Genomic DNA, 14467 nt, shown 5'->3' on the forward strand with positions numbered 1-14467 from the left:
GCGACCGCGTCCTCGAGCCCTCCGCCGGTGACGCTGCCTTCCTCGTCGCCGCCGTCGAGCGGCTACGCGAGCTCAGCCCGACACCGGAAGCAACGCCCACCGTCGAGGGCGTCGAGATCCATGAGTACTCGGCGCGTGTCGGTCGGCAACGCGTACGCGAGGCCGGAGGCAAGGCCCGCGTGCGGGTCTCTGACTTCTTCCTCGTCCCACCGACGCCGACGTACGACGCAGTTATCGGCAACCCCCCTTATGTCCGATACCAGGACTGGACGGGTGAGACGCGCGCCCGGTCACGGCAGGCAGCTCTGCGGGCTGGAGTGTCCCTGACGGGTCTGGCCTCGAGTTGGGCGGCGTTCACGGTGCACTCTGCCCTGTTCTTGAAGGACGGTGGTCGTCTGGGGCTAGTCCTGCCGGCCGAGTTACTGTCCGTGAACTACGCCGCACCGGTGCGGCAGTTCCTGTTTGATCACTTCCAGTCGGTCGAGCTCGTTCTGTTCGACCAGCAGGTCTTCCCAGAGGCTGAAGCCGACGTCGTGCTACTGCTGGCGAGCGGATACCGGCTCGGGCCAACCGACCAGGCAGTGATCCGCCGCGCCCACAACGCCAGCGACCTGATAGCTCTGGGCGCCGGAGAATCATGGACTCCGCTCGACCCGGCGGGCAAGTGGACCGGATCTCTTGTCGGCATGGCGGCCACCGAGCCGCTGCGCAGCCTCGCTGCCTCGGGCACGTTCACGTGTCTGGAAGCATGGGGAGACACGACGCTCGGCATCGTGACCGGAGCGAACAACTACTTCACGCTCTCACCGGCACGCGTTCGCGAGCTCGGCCTCGCGCGCCGCGAGCTGTTGCGCTTGTCGCCACCGGGCTCCGCCCACCTCAGGGGGCTCGTGCTGTCGACCGACATGCTCAGTCGACTCGGTGCCGCCGGGAAGGCGACCTACCTCTTCTATCCCGACGAGAACCCCTCGCCCGAAGCCTTGCGCTACATCGAAATGGGCCACGCCACTGGGGTCGATACAGCCTATAAGTGCCGGGTACGCAGAACCTGGTACCGGGTGCCCCTCGTGCGGCCCGCTGATCTCCTGTTGACCTACATGAACGCAGACACACCCCGACTGACGACCAATCAGGCTGGGGCGTACCACCTCAACTCCGTGCACGGCGTGTACCTCACCCCGGCGCACCGAGACCTCGGAGTAGAGCTGCTGCCACTGGCGAGCCTCAACTCTCTGACCCTCCTCAACGCCGAGATGGTCGGCCGCGCGTACGGCGGCGGGATCCTCAAGATAGAGCCTAAGGAAGCCGACGTGTGGGGCGTGCCGGCCCCCGAGCTGCTCATCGCGCGGGCCGAGGCGCTCCGCAAGGTTCGCGAGCAAGTCGCGCGCAAACTCCGGGCAGGCAAGTTACTCGAAGCCGTGGAGACGGTCGACCAGGCGCTGCTCCTCGACGCCGGGCACCTCTCAGAGGCCCAGATTGCATATGTACGACAGGCACGGGCCGAACTGGCTCACCGACGAATGACAAGGGCGGCCAGTGGCAAGTAACCCATCGACCAAAGAGCTGGCCTGGCCGCTCTTCGACCGCATCGTCAGTGACGCACTCCGCGATGACGCGTACACCAATCCCTGGCATCGCCAGGCCGAGGGCACGCTGCGCTACGAGCCCGACTACGACACGCTCGTTCGCCTGCTAGGCGTCCCTCTACACCTGAAGGCAGCCACCACGACTGGTGTCCCCGCACTCGCGCTGGACGTATGGATCGCCCACGAACTGCGCCGTGCGGGGTTCGACCAGGATGCGGTGTGGCCTCGCGCGACGCACCCACGCATCCTGCCCGGCCCTATCGCCCGACTCCTAGAGAAGGGCACGGTTACCGAGGCGATCCGCAAACCTCTACTAGAGCGGCTGATCAAAAAGGGCAACGTCAAGAACGTCACCCAGTCAAGCGCCTCAATCCTGGGCAAGAATTACCTCAAGCAGGTAGACGTCATCATGACTGACTGGGCCACCGGTCCCGAGCTTCTGATCTCGACCAAACGGATGGACTCCTCCTACGGCAAGAACGCGCCCAATCGCGTCGAGGAGTCCTACGGCGACGCGAAGAATCTTCGCCTGCGCCATCCCATGGCCGCTCTCGGGTTCGCATTCGGCCTGCGGACCGACGTCTTCACCAAAGAACCAGATACCGCCGAGTGGCTGCTCGACCTGCTCGCCAAGCTCGGCCGTGAGGAAGACGCATACCACTCCACCTGCGTCATCCTGATCGAGTACGGCGAGGAGCTCGCTATCTCGGAAGCTGAGGGTGAGGACCTCGAAGATCAAGAGCGGCGCGTCGCTGCGGGACTTGAGCCGGCACCGGACGAAGACGAGGAGCCAGTCGTGCTCCCAAAGTCCGAGATCGAGGAGGAACTGAGCAAACTACCGCCCGTGAAGATCGATCACGACAGGACGCCGCAGAACCTCTCACCGTCGACCTTCCTCGCAACAATGGTGAACCGTGTCCTCGATGCGACCCCGGTCAACATGCACAAGCGCGCCCGCGCCCGCCAGCGTGAGGCGCTTGCATAGCGCAGACATCTAGACGGCGTGGCCGCGGATTGCCACTATACGGACCATGCAAGTCGGCGATGATGACGGCCACGGCCGTTACGGTGTCCTGGACGAGAACGCCGCTGGGTTGTTGTGCCATGAGTGTGGTCGGCGGTTCACCCATCTCGGGCTGCACGTCTACAAGGCGCACGGGCTCAGCGCGAACGCGTACCGGACGGCTCATGGACTGAGCCGGCGCGGCCTGGTTGTCGAGGCGACCAGGAGAGCCATCGCGGACAACGCACGAAAGGGGTTCGCTAGCAACAGCGCGTTCGTTCAGAAGAGGGATCCCGCGAAGGCCACTGCCGTGCGCCTCGCTGCAGGCAGCGTCCACTCGCCGGCTGGTCTGGAGGCGATGCGACAGGCCAGTGCCTCTCGACGGGGTAAGCAGCGGTTGGTCACTGTCGTGGCGTGTGAGCTGTGCGGTGTGGAGTTCTGTCCGCTGATCAAGGCCAGGAAGCGCCGGTTCTGTTCGCGGTCGTGTGCGGCGAAGTACAACTGGGCGCGTCGGTCCGGCTAGCGAAGGCTGTCGTACCAGCGGACCACACCGTTGGCGGCGTGTGCACGGCCCAGAGCGCTTGAGGCTGCGTCGAGGGCCGCGGCGGCGGCCTCAAGCTCGGCCGCGGCGGTCACGGTTCCGGTGGCGCCGTCACCGCGGTCGTCCTCCCCCGCGTAGTGCACGCCATCCACCACGCCGCTGTGCCAGGCACCGAGCTGCCGGCAGACCTGTTCTAGCGAGTCGACGGTGGCTCGCAGCTCGCCGAGCAACTTGTAGGAGTCAGCCGGTACGGGCACGTCGCGGGTGGAGTGGGCCAGCGTGCGGGCGGCCTCCTCGATCTCGGCAGCGATCGCTACCTGGCGCCCTTCTTCGTTAATAGCCATCGTCGGTTCCTTTCTCAGCTGCCCATGGGGCGACCCTGCGGCAGTTCGCGGGCGCCGACTCCGGGCCAGGGTTGGCCGTCGTTGTACTTCTCTTCGAGGCGGTTGACCTCGGCCATGACGGCTCGGGTGATGAACTCACTCAGTGACCGTGGTCCTTCGAGGTGGTTGGTGTGCAGGATGGCGGCCCGGACCCGGGCGGTGTCGTCTTCGTCCTGGTAGAAGCTGACCTTGTGGCGGAACTTGCGGCGCACCTCCCCCACCGCTGGCGCCTCGGGCGTCGCCGGCGTCGGTGCGGGACCGGTCGGCTCAGCCGCTGGCGTTGGTGCGGTGGTCTCGGGGGCTGGGTCGGCTGGGGACAGGCGGCTGAGGTTGCTCTTTCGCCGTTGCGGACGGGCACTCATCGCACTGCCTCCTCAAGAACGGTCAAGTACTCGTCGAAGCGTTCGGCCATCCGGTTGGCGACTCGGCTGCCGAACTCGTCAAGTCCGACGCTGGCCTCGGCCGCGTCGGACAGAACGACGGCCTTGGGGATCGGTGGTTCGATGATCGTCATGGCTCCCCTGAGTTCCTCGAGCCAGCTCTGTCCGCTGACTGTCTGGTCCTCGTGCTGGTTGACCAGCACGCCGGCGATCTTCAGGTCGGCGCGGTAGTGCCGGCGGACGGTCTCGATGGTCTCGTGTAGCTTGACCAGGCCGTTGATGCTGGCTTGCTTGCTCTGGGTGACGATGACGACGCCGTGTGCGGCGACTAGGCCGTTGATCGTCAGCTGGTCCAGCGAGGGCGGGCAGTCGATCAGGATCAGGTCGTACTGCTGTGCTGCGTCGCTCAGTGCGTCGCGTAGCCGGGCTTCGCGGCCGGCGCCGGCGACCACGAGCTCGTCACGCACGACGCCGAGCCCCTCCCCCACGGTCGGGGCGACGTCGAGGCCGTCCCAGATTCCGGGGACGATGACCTCGGCGAGTGGCTCGCGGCCACGAGCAGACAGCACGTCGGCGATGCTGATGGAGTCCTCGGGCACCTCGTCGCGTGCCGCGATGCTGGTCAGGGTGCCTTGCGGGTCGAGGTCGACGACCAGGACCTTCTTGCCGGCGCGGATGCCGGCGCGGGCCAGGTGGTAGGTGGTGGTCGTCTTTCCGACGCCGCCCTTCTGATTACACACGGCCAGGATGCGCGCTGTCATGTAGTACCTCCAAGGCTGCTGATCGTACTAATAGTGGCGTTACCGGTGGCGGTGGCGCGCCGGGTCATGGCAGCACGCCGCGGCGGCGGATGAGGTCGCGCTGCCGCTGGGCCCGGTCCGGTTCGCCGCGACGCTCACACAGCACGTCATAAGGCACCGTCGCGGCCGCTGCTCGCACGACCTGGGCGAAGGCGGCCCAGATGCGCTCCTGCTCAGCCTCGGCGGCCCGGAATCCCAGGTCATAGCCGTGGTCGAGGCCGGCCTCATAGTAGGCCAGGGCAACCCGCTTGGCGGTGGGCGGCAGGTCCGCCAGGCTCGGGACGTCGTCGTCACTCAACACGAGTCTCCCCTGTTACCACTAATAGTGGCTTTGATGGTGGCTAGCGCTTTAATCTTGTCGGGTCGGAAGCCGGACCAGTGATGGTCGGCGTCCTGGTCGACCACGACGACCGGCGCCTCGGTGTAGCCGAGTTCGGCGGTGACGTACTCGCGCACTGCCGGGTCGTCCGCCACGTCCACGGTTCGATAGCTGATGCCTGCCTTGTCGAGGACACGGCGGGTGATGTCGCACCTGATGCAGTTGGGCGTTGTGTAGACAGTGACGGTGTACATGGTTCCGTCCTTCCCCTTGACCTCCAATAGTACTAATGCCGCTAGACGATGGCAACGGCATTAGTACTATTGGGGCTTTAGGTTGCGGTGTGGTTTGCGGATTCGGTGATGGCGTCGGTCAGGGTGTGGGCGGCTCGCAGGACGCGGGCGGCGGTGTCCTTGATGGTCTCTGCCTTGCAGTCGCTCCAGCCGGCGACGTAGCCGACGCTGTAGGAGCTGGTGTCCAGCTCGAGAATGCCGGCGACGATGTAGGCCACACTCTCAGCCTCGGTCTCCTTGATGCCGCGGTGCTCGACGTACTCGGCCGGGTCCTCTTCGGCGTGCAGGATGACGTGTGCCGCTTCGTGCAGCGCGGTCTTGGCGGCCTGGGCGGGGGAGAGGCCGGCGTCGACGACCACACGGCGGGTGCCGTCGGTGGTGGTGTACCCGTTGACCGCGCCGGGGATCGCTTCGCACTCGACGCTCCAGCCCTGATTGGTGAGGTAGTCGGCCACGGCCTCAAGGATGCCGTGGGCGTCCTCGCCAGTGAGGTGGTGGGCCAGAGTGCTGGGGTCGGCGGCGTCGGGGTCGACGGGGTCGGTCTGGCTCATGTCGAACACGGAGACGGGGAAGAACCGGCGGCCGCGGTGCTGCTTCTCCTCGCCGGTCTTCTCGTCGGTCTCGGTGGTGAGGATGTCGCGGCCGCCGAAGATGCGGATTCCGCGCTCTCCTTTGCGGACCTGGCGGCCGAGCTTCTGCCAGGTGCGGTAGCCGGCGACGTGGGTGGCCTCGGGCTGCTGGGCCATGATCAGCAACAGGTTGTTGATGCTGTAGCGGTGGAACGCGCGGGTGAAGTCGAGGAACCGGGTCCACGCCTCGGAGTCGCGTAGTGCCTCGACCTGGTCGGTGATGGCCTGGTGCAGGGTCTCGGCCTCGGCGCGGCGCTGCTCGGGGGACTTGGTGTTCTTGATCTTGCGGGCCATTGGCCTCTGCCTCTCTTGACGGTATCAGTACTATTAGGGGAACCGGTGCTGGGACTGGTGTCCGTGTGTCCTGCCCCCACCTCGTTTTTTTGCCGTGAAGGCACGAATGTGCCGCTAGGGAGGCCGCCCGGAGTGCAAGGGTCCGTGGAATACCGGACTGAGCGAAGCGAGGGAGGATATGCCGCGAAAGCCCTTGCGCGCAGGGCGGCCGACCGTATGCTGCCGAAGGCTTCACGGCGAGAAAACGAGCGCCGTAGGCGCGAGCAACTGTCGGCCGCGCAGCGGCCGTCCGGTACGGCCCGTAGGGGCGCTGCTGTTCTTGGCCGGGCGTTACGGCGCGGGTTTCCAGTGTCGAGCTTGTTCGGCGAGGACGGCTCTGGCTGTAAGGACCTGGCTGCGCCAGGGTGTAGTGACTTTGTCGAGGTTGAGCGGGGGCAGGAGTCGCTGGAGCACATCGGTCTCCACGGTGCCAAGGGTGGCGCCCTGTGGCGAGGGCCAGGCGGCGAGGCGCAAGTAGGTCAGCATCCACTTTGTGAGTCGCTGGTCGCCGTCGGGGTCGAGTGCGTAGTTGGTGAAGTAGCCGGGTACTGCGGGGTTTCGGGGCCGGGCACGTAGCGCGAGGTGGCCAGCGAGAAGGCCCGCCAGGGACCGGCGGAGTGTGGATTGGCCGGTCTTGCCGGTGACGAAGTGGGTGCCGAGGTCGCGGCCGGCGAGGGATCGCTCGGCCTTCCCGACGTAGAGCGGCCGGTTGTCGGGTGGCTCTCCCAGGCCGAGTGCGTGCCAGGTCGAGACATCGCCGTGGACGGCGTAGATACCCGGCGTGCCGGGAACGTCAGCGGAGCTGGAGCGAACGGGGTAGCCGGGGCCGATCAGAGCAGCGGCGGCACTGTCCGCGAGTTTGTTGAAGAATCGGGGTGGTGCTGGCCAGGGCCAGGTGTCGAGGCGTGCGGCTGCTTCGGCCATTGTGGGGATGCCTCGCACCTGGCCGGCGGTGACGAGCTCGTGCATGTGGGCGGCCGTGAGGAGTGCTGCGACGTCCGGCAGCGCCTCCGCCCAGATGTCGGCGCCGTCGAGGTAGGCGCTGAGGATCGCTTCGGCTTTCTGGATCTGCCGGCGGGTCAGGGGAGTGGGGTCATCGTCACCGGGCAGCGGCGCATCGGCGGCCTGCTGGTAGTCGTGAGCGGGGTCTTGACTCACTTTCGGCCTCCCTGTCGCGCTTGACCTGATTCTGCCTGATCACGGCTGTGAGGATGTGAGAGTGGGCCTGTAACTGCTTTAACACTAACAGTACTGTTAGCGCCCGCTCCGTTTGAGTATTCGCGGCTCGCTGCCGTGCTGGTGTTGATCAGTGGCTGTGGGTCGTCATGTCGTCCCGAGCGCGGCCGCTGCGGTGCGGATCCAGGGCTTGACGTCATCTTTGCGCAGCCACAGTAGGCGTTCGTCGCGGTGGTTGCGTGGGTCGGGCCGCCACAGGACAAGGATGTGGGAGTTCGTCCAGCGGTTGGCCACTGCTGGCACCCACCAGCTCGAGCCGTCGTCGTCGACGAGGCGCGCGAGGCATGGGACGGAGCCCATGGGGTTGAGCGGGATCTTGGCCGGCTGTTCGGCGTTGGCAGGCTCGGCGCGCATGAGCCCAGTATCGAACACTAGTGCGACGTCCGCGGCGTGGGTTGTAGCGTTGCCTACGGATTGGCTCTACTGCTCCCCACACGGTGCGGCCGGGGGCCGCCGGTGTTGGTGGTTTCTTTCCCTTCCTGGCGTCCGAGTCTGAGCCGCGGCCGCCGCCGGTCAAGTCGGGCGCTGCGCGCCGGCGGTCTGCGAAAGATTCTGTGCCGCGCTCCTGCGTCGCTTATTTCGCCCCAGATTCTTCCTTGTCCCGCCGGTTCCCCGACTGGACCTCTGGCGTCCCGTCGCGGCTCTGATCGAACTACTGCCAGGAAGGGAAAGAAAAACGTTCAGGGGAGGAGCGGGTGATGGGTGCTTACGTGGTGGTGTACGGCAGGGCGGGGTGCCAGGCGTGCTGGGCGACCGAGCGCGCGTTGCAGCGGGCGGGGGTGGATTTTGAGGTCGTGGATCTCGACGGCAACCCGGTGGCGCTGCGTCTGGTGAAGGCCTTGGAGTTCACCTCGGTGCCGGTGGTGACGACGGGCAGGGAGTGGTGGTCGGGGTTCCGGCCAGACCGGATCAGGGCAGTCACGAGGGCTTGATTGGGGCGTCGAGAGATCGAGGTGTTGAGGCAGGAGCTTGGCGGCCACCCTGCTCGGCCACCGTCGGGACGGGCCGGCCGGTCCTGATCGCTTCAGCGACGGCTCGAGCGAGCAGGCGGCCGGGGCTCCAGGGGCCCGCTGCCGTGAGGCGGTTGGCGGCCTCGGCCTCTCGACGAGCGCGAGCTCGCGCTGCCAGCTCGCGCTGCTCGGTGATGATGCGTTGGCTGGGGGAGCGGCGCACCGTGCCGTGGGTGTCAGTCCAGGCGGCGATCCGATGCGTCAGCCAGGCGCCGAGGTTGGCTACGCCGGTGGCTCCGTCGTGGGGCCACTTGGTCCCGCTGGGACGGTGGTCGAGGGCGTACTGAACATCGGCGAGCGTCCAGCCGGCCAGGAAGTAGGGCCGCAGCACCGACCTGATGTACCGAGAACTGATGCCACGCAACGCTGGAACAAGGTCGCGCAAAGTGCCAGCGGCTGCCAGCATGTCGTCCTTGCGCCTTGGCGTGACGGATCGTGGCCACGCTGGTAGTTGGCGCTGTGCTGGTACTGAGGGTGGCCGCGCTTGCGCGGCCTGATGGGCATGGCCGCGAAGCGGCTCCGCTTGGGGGGATGTCAGCTGCTCGCGCGCGTGCGTGTGGGGGGGTACGTAAGCCTCTTCGAGGGGAGGGGTCTCATCCTCATCCACAACTTGGAGACGCCGAGGCACTGCGAGCACGTAGATGGCTCGCTCGTTGATGGCGGGGCCCTGGCTCTTGGGCGCGTACTCGGCGCGGCGGCCGCTGGCGACAATGCCAAGAAGGCCAGCCTCACGTAGCCGGCTGAGGTAGCGGGCCACGGTGGCCCGCGAGTGGCCAGCGCTAGGGTCCAGCTCGGTGATGGCTTGGCCGAGGCTGGCCCACGAGAAGTTCGTGGTCTTGGTCGCGGTGTCGGTGGCGTTGGCGATCGCCCGCGCGACGGCCCGATAGGTGCGCAACGCCGGTGCGGTCATGGTCGCGGTCATCGGGTGGGCCAGCGCTTCTTCGAGCCAGTGGCTGGTACGTCGAGGAATCGTCTGCCCTGCCGGCACGGCGAGGCGCACGGTCAGCGGTGCACGTTCCCGCGCCCTGCTGGGGCGCCGGTAACGGCGCCGGCCGTGGTTCCACGGCTGGTCTTGTGCTGGCGTGTCGCGCGTCGAAGGTAGCGCTGTGCGCGCTGGAGTGGCTATGGTGGGCTCCGAGCGTTAGACGCACGAAGGTGCGTCGATCTAGGCCCTTCACCACCCCGCCGGCAAGCAATGGGGTGAAGGACTTGGACTTCAGGGGCCGGCCCTTCGGGGCCGGCCCCCACTCATATGTGGGGCTATGCGCTAGTGGCTAGCGGCAACTCCTTCTGTTCGGGGTGTCGAGCGGGTGCCGGGGCAAGGTCAGCAAGACCCTCGTGCTCGGCGAGCACGGCCGAGACGTAGTCACTGACCGCGTCGTAGCCGGCACGTGCCGCGCTGGCCTCTACGGCGGCGCGGACTTCCCGGTGGGGTCGGCTGTAGAGCACAACCCGATCGCCCTTGCTGGGCCGTCCGATGCGTCCACTCATGACCGCCACACTGGCAGTGCTGCTTGCAGAAAGGCGGCACCGTTGTCGGCGTGTCGTCGCGATAGCGGGCGGAGTGCTCACTGTGCTCCCTTCACAGGCCGTGGGCCACGGCGGCCGCGGCGTGCAACCAGGCGCGGCGGGTGCGCTCGTTCAGTGCTCCCAGCCGCAGTAGTCCGTCGACCATGCCCGCGTCGAAGGGGATGGTGACGGCCTCGCGTGAGAGGGGCTCAAATCCGGACGCGATCCGCCCGACCTGGGCGGTGGTGGCCTTGGGGTCGCCCTGGCTGACGATGACGACTGCTCCTGCGGCCAGCTCGGCTCCGCGCTCGTCACGTTCTGCGAGAGCTTCGAGCAGGAGTGCGCCGGCCTCGGCGTGGTCGTCACGGGTGGTGGTGGCCACGACGATCTGGTCGGCGTGGTCGATCATCCGCAGCCACATGGGGTCGGACTCGTCGTTGCCCGAGTCGATGAAGATCAGGCGGTAGTACTTGGCTGCGACGGCGTGGATAGCGTCGACGTCGGCTGGCTCGACTCGCTGCTCGTGCGCCAGCGCCATCGGCTTGGACCGCAGGACGTCGAACCGGTCGCGGGTCTGGTGGTGGACGTAGTGGGCCAGGTCCGCGGACTGCGCCGCGGTGCCCAGCAGCCGATCGGTCTGGGGCAGGAGTTCGAGCAGGGTGGAGTCGTGTGGGCCCTGTTCGGTGCGCCAGCCGAGGGTGCCGCGGGTCTGGTTGTTGTCCCAGGCGAGCACGCCGGCGCCGCCGTAGCGGGCGAAGACGGCCGACAGCAGGATGGTGCTGGGTGTCTTGCTGGCCCCACCCTTGCCGTTGACGATGGCGATGGTGCGAGGCCCGGGCCAGTGCTGACTCACGGCCTGTTCGTCGGCTCTCTCGCTGCGCTCGGCTTCACTTGGCTCTACCCGGAGGCCTACCCGGGTCAACAGCCCGCGGATGCCGCTGCTGGCAGGCTCTTCGGCCTGTTCGTTAGTGAGGAAGGACTGACGTAGCTCACGTCGAGTCAGCGGGCGGGTGGCTGGTGGCGCCTCGCGCACCCACGGGGTGGCACCCGCAGCAGGCTCCTCCTCAAGCTCGGGAACTGCAGGCGACACGTCGGGGGTCGATGCCGCTGCTGGCTGGTCGACGGGCACGGTTTGCTGGCGCCGCGGGCGGCGCTGGGACGGGGCTTCGGCGTCCTGGTCTGCCTCGACTGTGCCGTCGGGGTGGACGATCAGGGGCCAGGTTCCGTCCGGGCCGCTGGCGGTGACGCGAACGGGCCGGTTGACCTTGGCTGCGGTTTCGGTGATGACCGCGACGATGGCGGCGCGGGCGTCCTCGGCGTGTGTGGTCTCGATCGGCCGGGAGGTGCCGTTGATGATGACCTCACCGGTGCCGTCCTCCCGGGTGACGGCTTGGATCCGGGGCCAGGACGTCACTGTCTTGGTGGTCATGTCTTGTCTCCTGCCTGTCACAGAGTGATGCCGAGGTCGGCCAGGAACTCTTGGGGGTTGACGGGGGATCCGTCGACGTGGATCTCGAAGTGCAGGTGGCAGCCGGTGGACCAGCCGCTGTTTCCGGTGCGGGCGATCTGGTCGCCGGCCTGTACCTGGTCGCCGACGGAGACGAGGATTCCGTTGGCGTACATGTGCTTGTAGCGGGTGATGACTCCGTCGTGGTCGACGTCGAGGGTCCAGCCGCCGTGCTGGTCGGTGAAGACGTCGATGACTGTGCCGTCCTGTGCTGCCCAGATGGGGCCGTCGCAGCCGCCGGCTTGGAAGTCCAGGCCGGCGTGGAGGTGGGTGTAAAGGCCGGTAACAGGGTCGGGGCGTATGCCGTAGCCGCTGTTGATTGGTCCGTCTGCGGGCGGTGCCCAGCCTTCGGGGCTGACCGTGCCCGGGACGGTGAGTGCGGAGGTGCAGACGTGGCCCCCGGTGCCGGGGGTCAGGCCCGTGTCGGTGGCGGAGAGGGCCTCGACGACGGCTACTGCGGCGTCCCAGTACCGCTCGTAGTGGAAGGGGTCGGCGTTTCGCTGCACGCGGTGGGCCACCATGGTCGGCTCGAGGGAGTCGCGGGCGTCGAGCTGGATCATCGTCTCGAAGAAGTTGGTGGCCGAGACGTAAGGGTCCATGCGGTCCTGGTAGCTGCCCCAGGCGCCGTTGTCGCGCTGTTGGAACAGGCCTCGAGAGTCGGGGCCGGCGGCGTCGCCCCGGTCCAGCACGTGCAGGCTGGACTCTCCCATGGCGGTCATGACTCCGATCGTCTGGTCCCGCACGCTCATCCCGAGGTCGGCTCCGGCGCGCAGCACGTGCGCGGCGTTGGCGAGCTGTTCGCCGCGGTAGCCGCTGATCGGGCCATCGGGCACGTCGCCGGCACCGATGGTGACGGTTGAATCATCACCGGGGTTGCAGGTGGCCTCGGCCGGCGCACCGCCCAGGAGCATGAGGCTGAACACCAGCGCGATGAGCCCTGCGGGGACAAGCAGGACCGCAGCGACTGGCATGAGCTTCTGCGACATGCCAACGTCCTCAGCTGTCCGCTTCGGGCGGGGTGATGCGCTCTGCGAGCCAGGGAGCGTTGTCGTCCTGCCGGCTGAGCAAGACGGTGTAGGTGCCGACGTCGGTGGGGACCTTGACGTGGGCGATGTAGGGGCTGGAGTCCTCGACCACGGTGGGCTCTGCCGTGATCTGGCTGGCGGGGATGTTGGCCGGGTCGACGTAGGCGTAGTCGCTCTGTGCCTCGCTGCTCAGCAGTGGTTCGATCTCGGCCCACCAGCTGTCGTGGTCGAGATCTGGACGTGCGAAGGCGCGCATCACCGCCTCGCCGGCTGCCGCGGCCGAGGCACGGGAGTCCTGGTCCCACTCGGGCACCGTACGAGGGGTGATCACCTCGCCGGTGTCCTCATCGATGAGTCCGGGGACGTCCGGCTCATCGATGCCGCTCGAGGAGCCCTGGTCTGGCTCCGGTGTGTCGACCGATCTCGTAGTGGAAGGGAGTGTGGAGCTGGCCTCACTGGGTTCACCAGCTGGTGTGCTGTCGCTGGGACCGCATCCCACCAACACGCAGGCGATGAGTACGGCTGCTGCTGCGATCGTGCGTTCGTGCGTCACTGAGCCCCCCTCGTGACTGCCTTCTACGTCTGTTCTGGCTGCGCGATGTTGGCTCCCGCGCGTAGCGTCTCCTTGAGTTCGTCTCGCAAGATGAACCAGCTTGAGCCGACCTTGTAGCCGGGGATGACCCCGTCCTTGAGCCACTTGTAGACCCCCGGCTTGGTCATCCCCAGCAGGTCGGCCACCTCTTGCACGCTCAGCGTGTCCGGTCGGCCCTCGAACAGCGCGTCGAGGTGCCTCACGTCCCACTTCCAGAGCCGCATACGGGCAGTGTAGACGCAAGTGAACACTGTGGGGAAGTGTTCAGCACTGTATGGCCCTGTCGCATGCTATTGATCCCTGTTGCTTCCGGCGCTAGCCTAGGTAGTGGTCCAGAATATGCTCCACGTCATTATCGAGGGGGCAAGATAATGTCCGACGGCAGCAACCCCTGGGTGTCCCGTCCAACGATGGCGGACGAAGCCCAGAAACAGGTAACGAACTCGCAGGCGACAGTCCCGCCGGCGACGGGTCCGGTAGCGCCGCAACCCGACGTGCGTGCACCCGATCACGTCGACCAGTTGCCGGTGATGGAGCGCACCCACGCGGCGGAGCTCTGGTGGATTGGTGTCCATGGCGGCTCGGGGGAGAGCACCCTCGCTTCCCTCGTACCGCAGTGGCGCGCCGGCGAGGGTGCCTGGCCACGGGTAAGTGGGGAGAGTGCACCAGCGCGCGTCGTTCTCGTGGCGCGCTCCCACGTGGCCGGCCTCAGGTCCGCGCAGACTGCGGCCACGCAGTGGGCCGCAGGCCTGGTCCCGTCGGTGGAACTCCTGGGTCTGGTCGTCGTTGCCGACGCTCCGGGTCGCCTTCCTCGGCCGCTACGCGACCTTGCCCAGCTGGTCGGGGGAGGAGTGCCCCGGACGTGGACGGTGCCGTGGGTAGAGGAATGGCGTCTCGGCCATGAAGCCTCGCTGCCTGACGCCCCACGCCAGGTGCGCCAACTCGTCAAGGAACTGACAGCGCTGACTCGAGCTGGTGCACCTACGGGCACCGCGAACCGGAAGGAAGATTAATGATCATCGAGGCAATCTCGACCGCGGGCGACATCGCGGCGCTGATCCCTCTGACAGCTCTGCCGGACCCAGACCCCATCCAGCCTCCGGGCACCGAGGGGTTGACCGCGATTCTTGGCTGGGCGCGCTGGGTGGCTCTGGCGGTGTGCATCCTCGGCCTGTTCGCGGCCGGTGCGCTGATGGCGGTGTCCTCCCGTCGTGGTGAGGGCGGAGAACACGTGGGAAAGATCGGCATGTCGCTGGCTGGCGTCATCGTCATCTCCGCGGCTGTGGCTCTCGTCGGCTTCCTCGCCGGGACCTGACCGGTG

General features: G+C 67.3%; 18 protein-coding genes. 5 read left to right on the top strand and 13 right to left on the bottom strand.

Annotated features, from left to right (window positions below; all coding sequences use genetic code 11):
- Both V2J52_RS16600 and V2J52_RS16605 read left to right on the top strand, forming a co-directional pair.
- The coding region (locus V2J52_RS16600) for an Eco57I restriction-modification methylase domain-containing protein (protein WP_331228855.1) at positions 1-1547 on the top strand (1547 nt) is incomplete at its 5' end.
- Entirely contained in the window at positions 1537-2571 is a 1035-nt protein-coding gene (locus V2J52_RS16605) for a hypothetical protein (RefSeq protein ID WP_331228856.1), read from the top strand. The genes V2J52_RS16600 and V2J52_RS16605, both read left to right, overlap by 11 nt.
- 537 nt (positions 2572-3108) lie before the next feature.
- Here the strand turns inward: V2J52_RS16605 and V2J52_RS16610 are convergent.
- The 8 genes from V2J52_RS16610 to V2J52_RS16645 all read right to left on the bottom strand — a co-directional run bounded on the left by V2J52_RS16610 (position 3109) and on the right by V2J52_RS16645 (position 7857).
- Positions 3109-3474 (bottom strand): hypothetical protein, encoded by a 366-nt coding sequence (locus tag V2J52_RS16610; RefSeq protein ID WP_331228857.1) that lies wholly within the window; start codon positions 3472-3474, stop codon positions 3109-3111.
- 14 nt (positions 3475-3488) lie between these two features.
- On the bottom strand, positions 3489-3875 hold the full coding sequence (locus V2J52_RS16615; RefSeq protein WP_331228858.1) for a ParB family protein: 387 nt from the start codon (positions 3873-3875) through the stop codon (positions 3489-3491).
- Positions 3872-4654: a ParA family protein gene (locus V2J52_RS16620; RefSeq protein WP_331228859.1), complete on the bottom strand. Its 783-nt coding sequence runs from the start codon at positions 4652-4654 to the stop codon at positions 3872-3874. The genes V2J52_RS16615 and V2J52_RS16620 overlap by 4 nt, the downstream gene beginning before the upstream one ends.
- A gap of 64 nt (positions 4655-4718) precedes the next feature.
- A complete protein-coding gene (locus V2J52_RS16625; RefSeq protein ID WP_331228860.1) occupies positions 4719-4991 on the bottom strand; it encodes a hypothetical protein in 273 nt (90 codons plus the stop codon).
- Positions 4988-5266, bottom strand: a complete 279-nt coding sequence (locus tag V2J52_RS16630; RefSeq protein WP_331228861.1) for a glutaredoxin family protein — start codon at positions 5264-5266, stop codon at positions 4988-4990. The genes V2J52_RS16625 and V2J52_RS16630 overlap by 4 nt, the downstream gene beginning before the upstream one ends.
- A 77-nt stretch (positions 5267-5343) precedes the next feature.
- Positions 5344-6228: an ArdC-like ssDNA-binding domain-containing protein gene (locus tag V2J52_RS16635; protein WP_331228862.1), complete on the bottom strand. Its 885-nt coding sequence runs from the start codon at positions 6226-6228 to the stop codon at positions 5344-5346.
- A 330-nt stretch (positions 6229-6558) separates the two neighbouring features.
- Complete coding sequence (locus V2J52_RS16640; RefSeq protein WP_331228863.1) at positions 6559-7425, bottom strand: GIY-YIG nuclease family protein; 867 nt, start codon at positions 7423-7425, stop codon at positions 6559-6561.
- Positions 7426-7590: 165 nt separating this feature from the next.
- A complete protein-coding gene (locus V2J52_RS16645) occupies positions 7591-7857 on the bottom strand; it encodes a hypothetical protein (RefSeq protein WP_331228864.1) in 267 nt (88 codons plus the stop codon).
- Between the two features lie 344 nt (positions 7858-8201).
- On the opposite strand from V2J52_RS16645, the gene V2J52_RS16650 reads away from it, so the two are divergent.
- The gene (locus V2J52_RS16650; RefSeq protein WP_331228865.1) at positions 8202-8435 is read left to right on the top strand and encodes a glutaredoxin family protein; all 234 of its coding nucleotides are present in this window, start codon (positions 8202-8204) and stop codon (positions 8433-8435) included.
- Here V2J52_RS16650 and V2J52_RS16655 read toward each other — a convergent pair.
- The 5 genes from V2J52_RS16655 to V2J52_RS16675 all read right to left on the bottom strand — a co-directional run bounded on the left by V2J52_RS16655 (position 8422) and on the right by V2J52_RS16675 (position 13370).
- Positions 8422-9513, bottom strand: coding sequence for a hypothetical protein (locus tag V2J52_RS16655; protein ID WP_331228866.1), 1092 nt, complete (start codon positions 9511-9513; stop codon positions 8422-8424). The two genes, V2J52_RS16650 and V2J52_RS16655, sit on opposite strands and share 14 nt — an antisense overlap.
- 582 nt (positions 9514-10095) lie before the next feature.
- The gene (locus tag V2J52_RS16660) at positions 10096-11451 is read right to left on the bottom strand and encodes a MinD/ParA family ATP-binding protein (RefSeq protein WP_331228867.1); all 1356 of its coding nucleotides are present in this window, start codon (positions 11449-11451) and stop codon (positions 10096-10098) included.
- A 17-nt stretch (positions 11452-11468) separates the two neighbouring features.
- On the bottom strand, positions 11469-12515 hold the full coding sequence (locus tag V2J52_RS16665; RefSeq protein WP_331228868.1) for a M23 family metallopeptidase: 1047 nt from the start codon (positions 12513-12515) through the stop codon (positions 11469-11471).
- 10 nt (positions 12516-12525) lie between these two features.
- Complete coding sequence (locus V2J52_RS16670) at positions 12526-12885, bottom strand: hypothetical protein (protein ID WP_331228869.1); 360 nt, start codon at positions 12883-12885, stop codon at positions 12526-12528.
- A 245-nt stretch (positions 12886-13130) separates the two neighbouring features.
- A complete protein-coding gene (locus tag V2J52_RS16675; protein ID WP_331228870.1) occupies positions 13131-13370 on the bottom strand; it encodes a helix-turn-helix domain-containing protein in 240 nt (79 codons plus the stop codon).
- A 306-nt stretch (positions 13371-13676) separates the two neighbouring features.
- Between V2J52_RS16675 and V2J52_RS16680 the strand changes: the two genes are divergently transcribed.
- Positions 13677-14159, top strand: a complete 483-nt coding sequence (locus tag V2J52_RS16680; protein ID WP_331228896.1) for a DUF6668 family protein — start codon at positions 13677-13679, stop codon at positions 14157-14159.
- Positions 14159-14461 (top strand): hypothetical protein, encoded by a 303-nt coding sequence (locus tag V2J52_RS16685; protein ID WP_331228871.1) that lies wholly within the window; start codon positions 14159-14161, stop codon positions 14459-14461. The genes V2J52_RS16680 and V2J52_RS16685 overlap by 1 nt, the downstream gene beginning before the upstream one ends.
- Positions 14462-14467: the final 6 nt, after the last annotated feature.

The sequence above is a fragment of the Georgenia sunbinii genome (assembly GCF_036421875.1).
GTDB lineage: Bacteria > Actinomycetota > Actinomycetes > Actinomycetales > Actinomycetaceae > Georgenia_B > Georgenia_B sunbinii.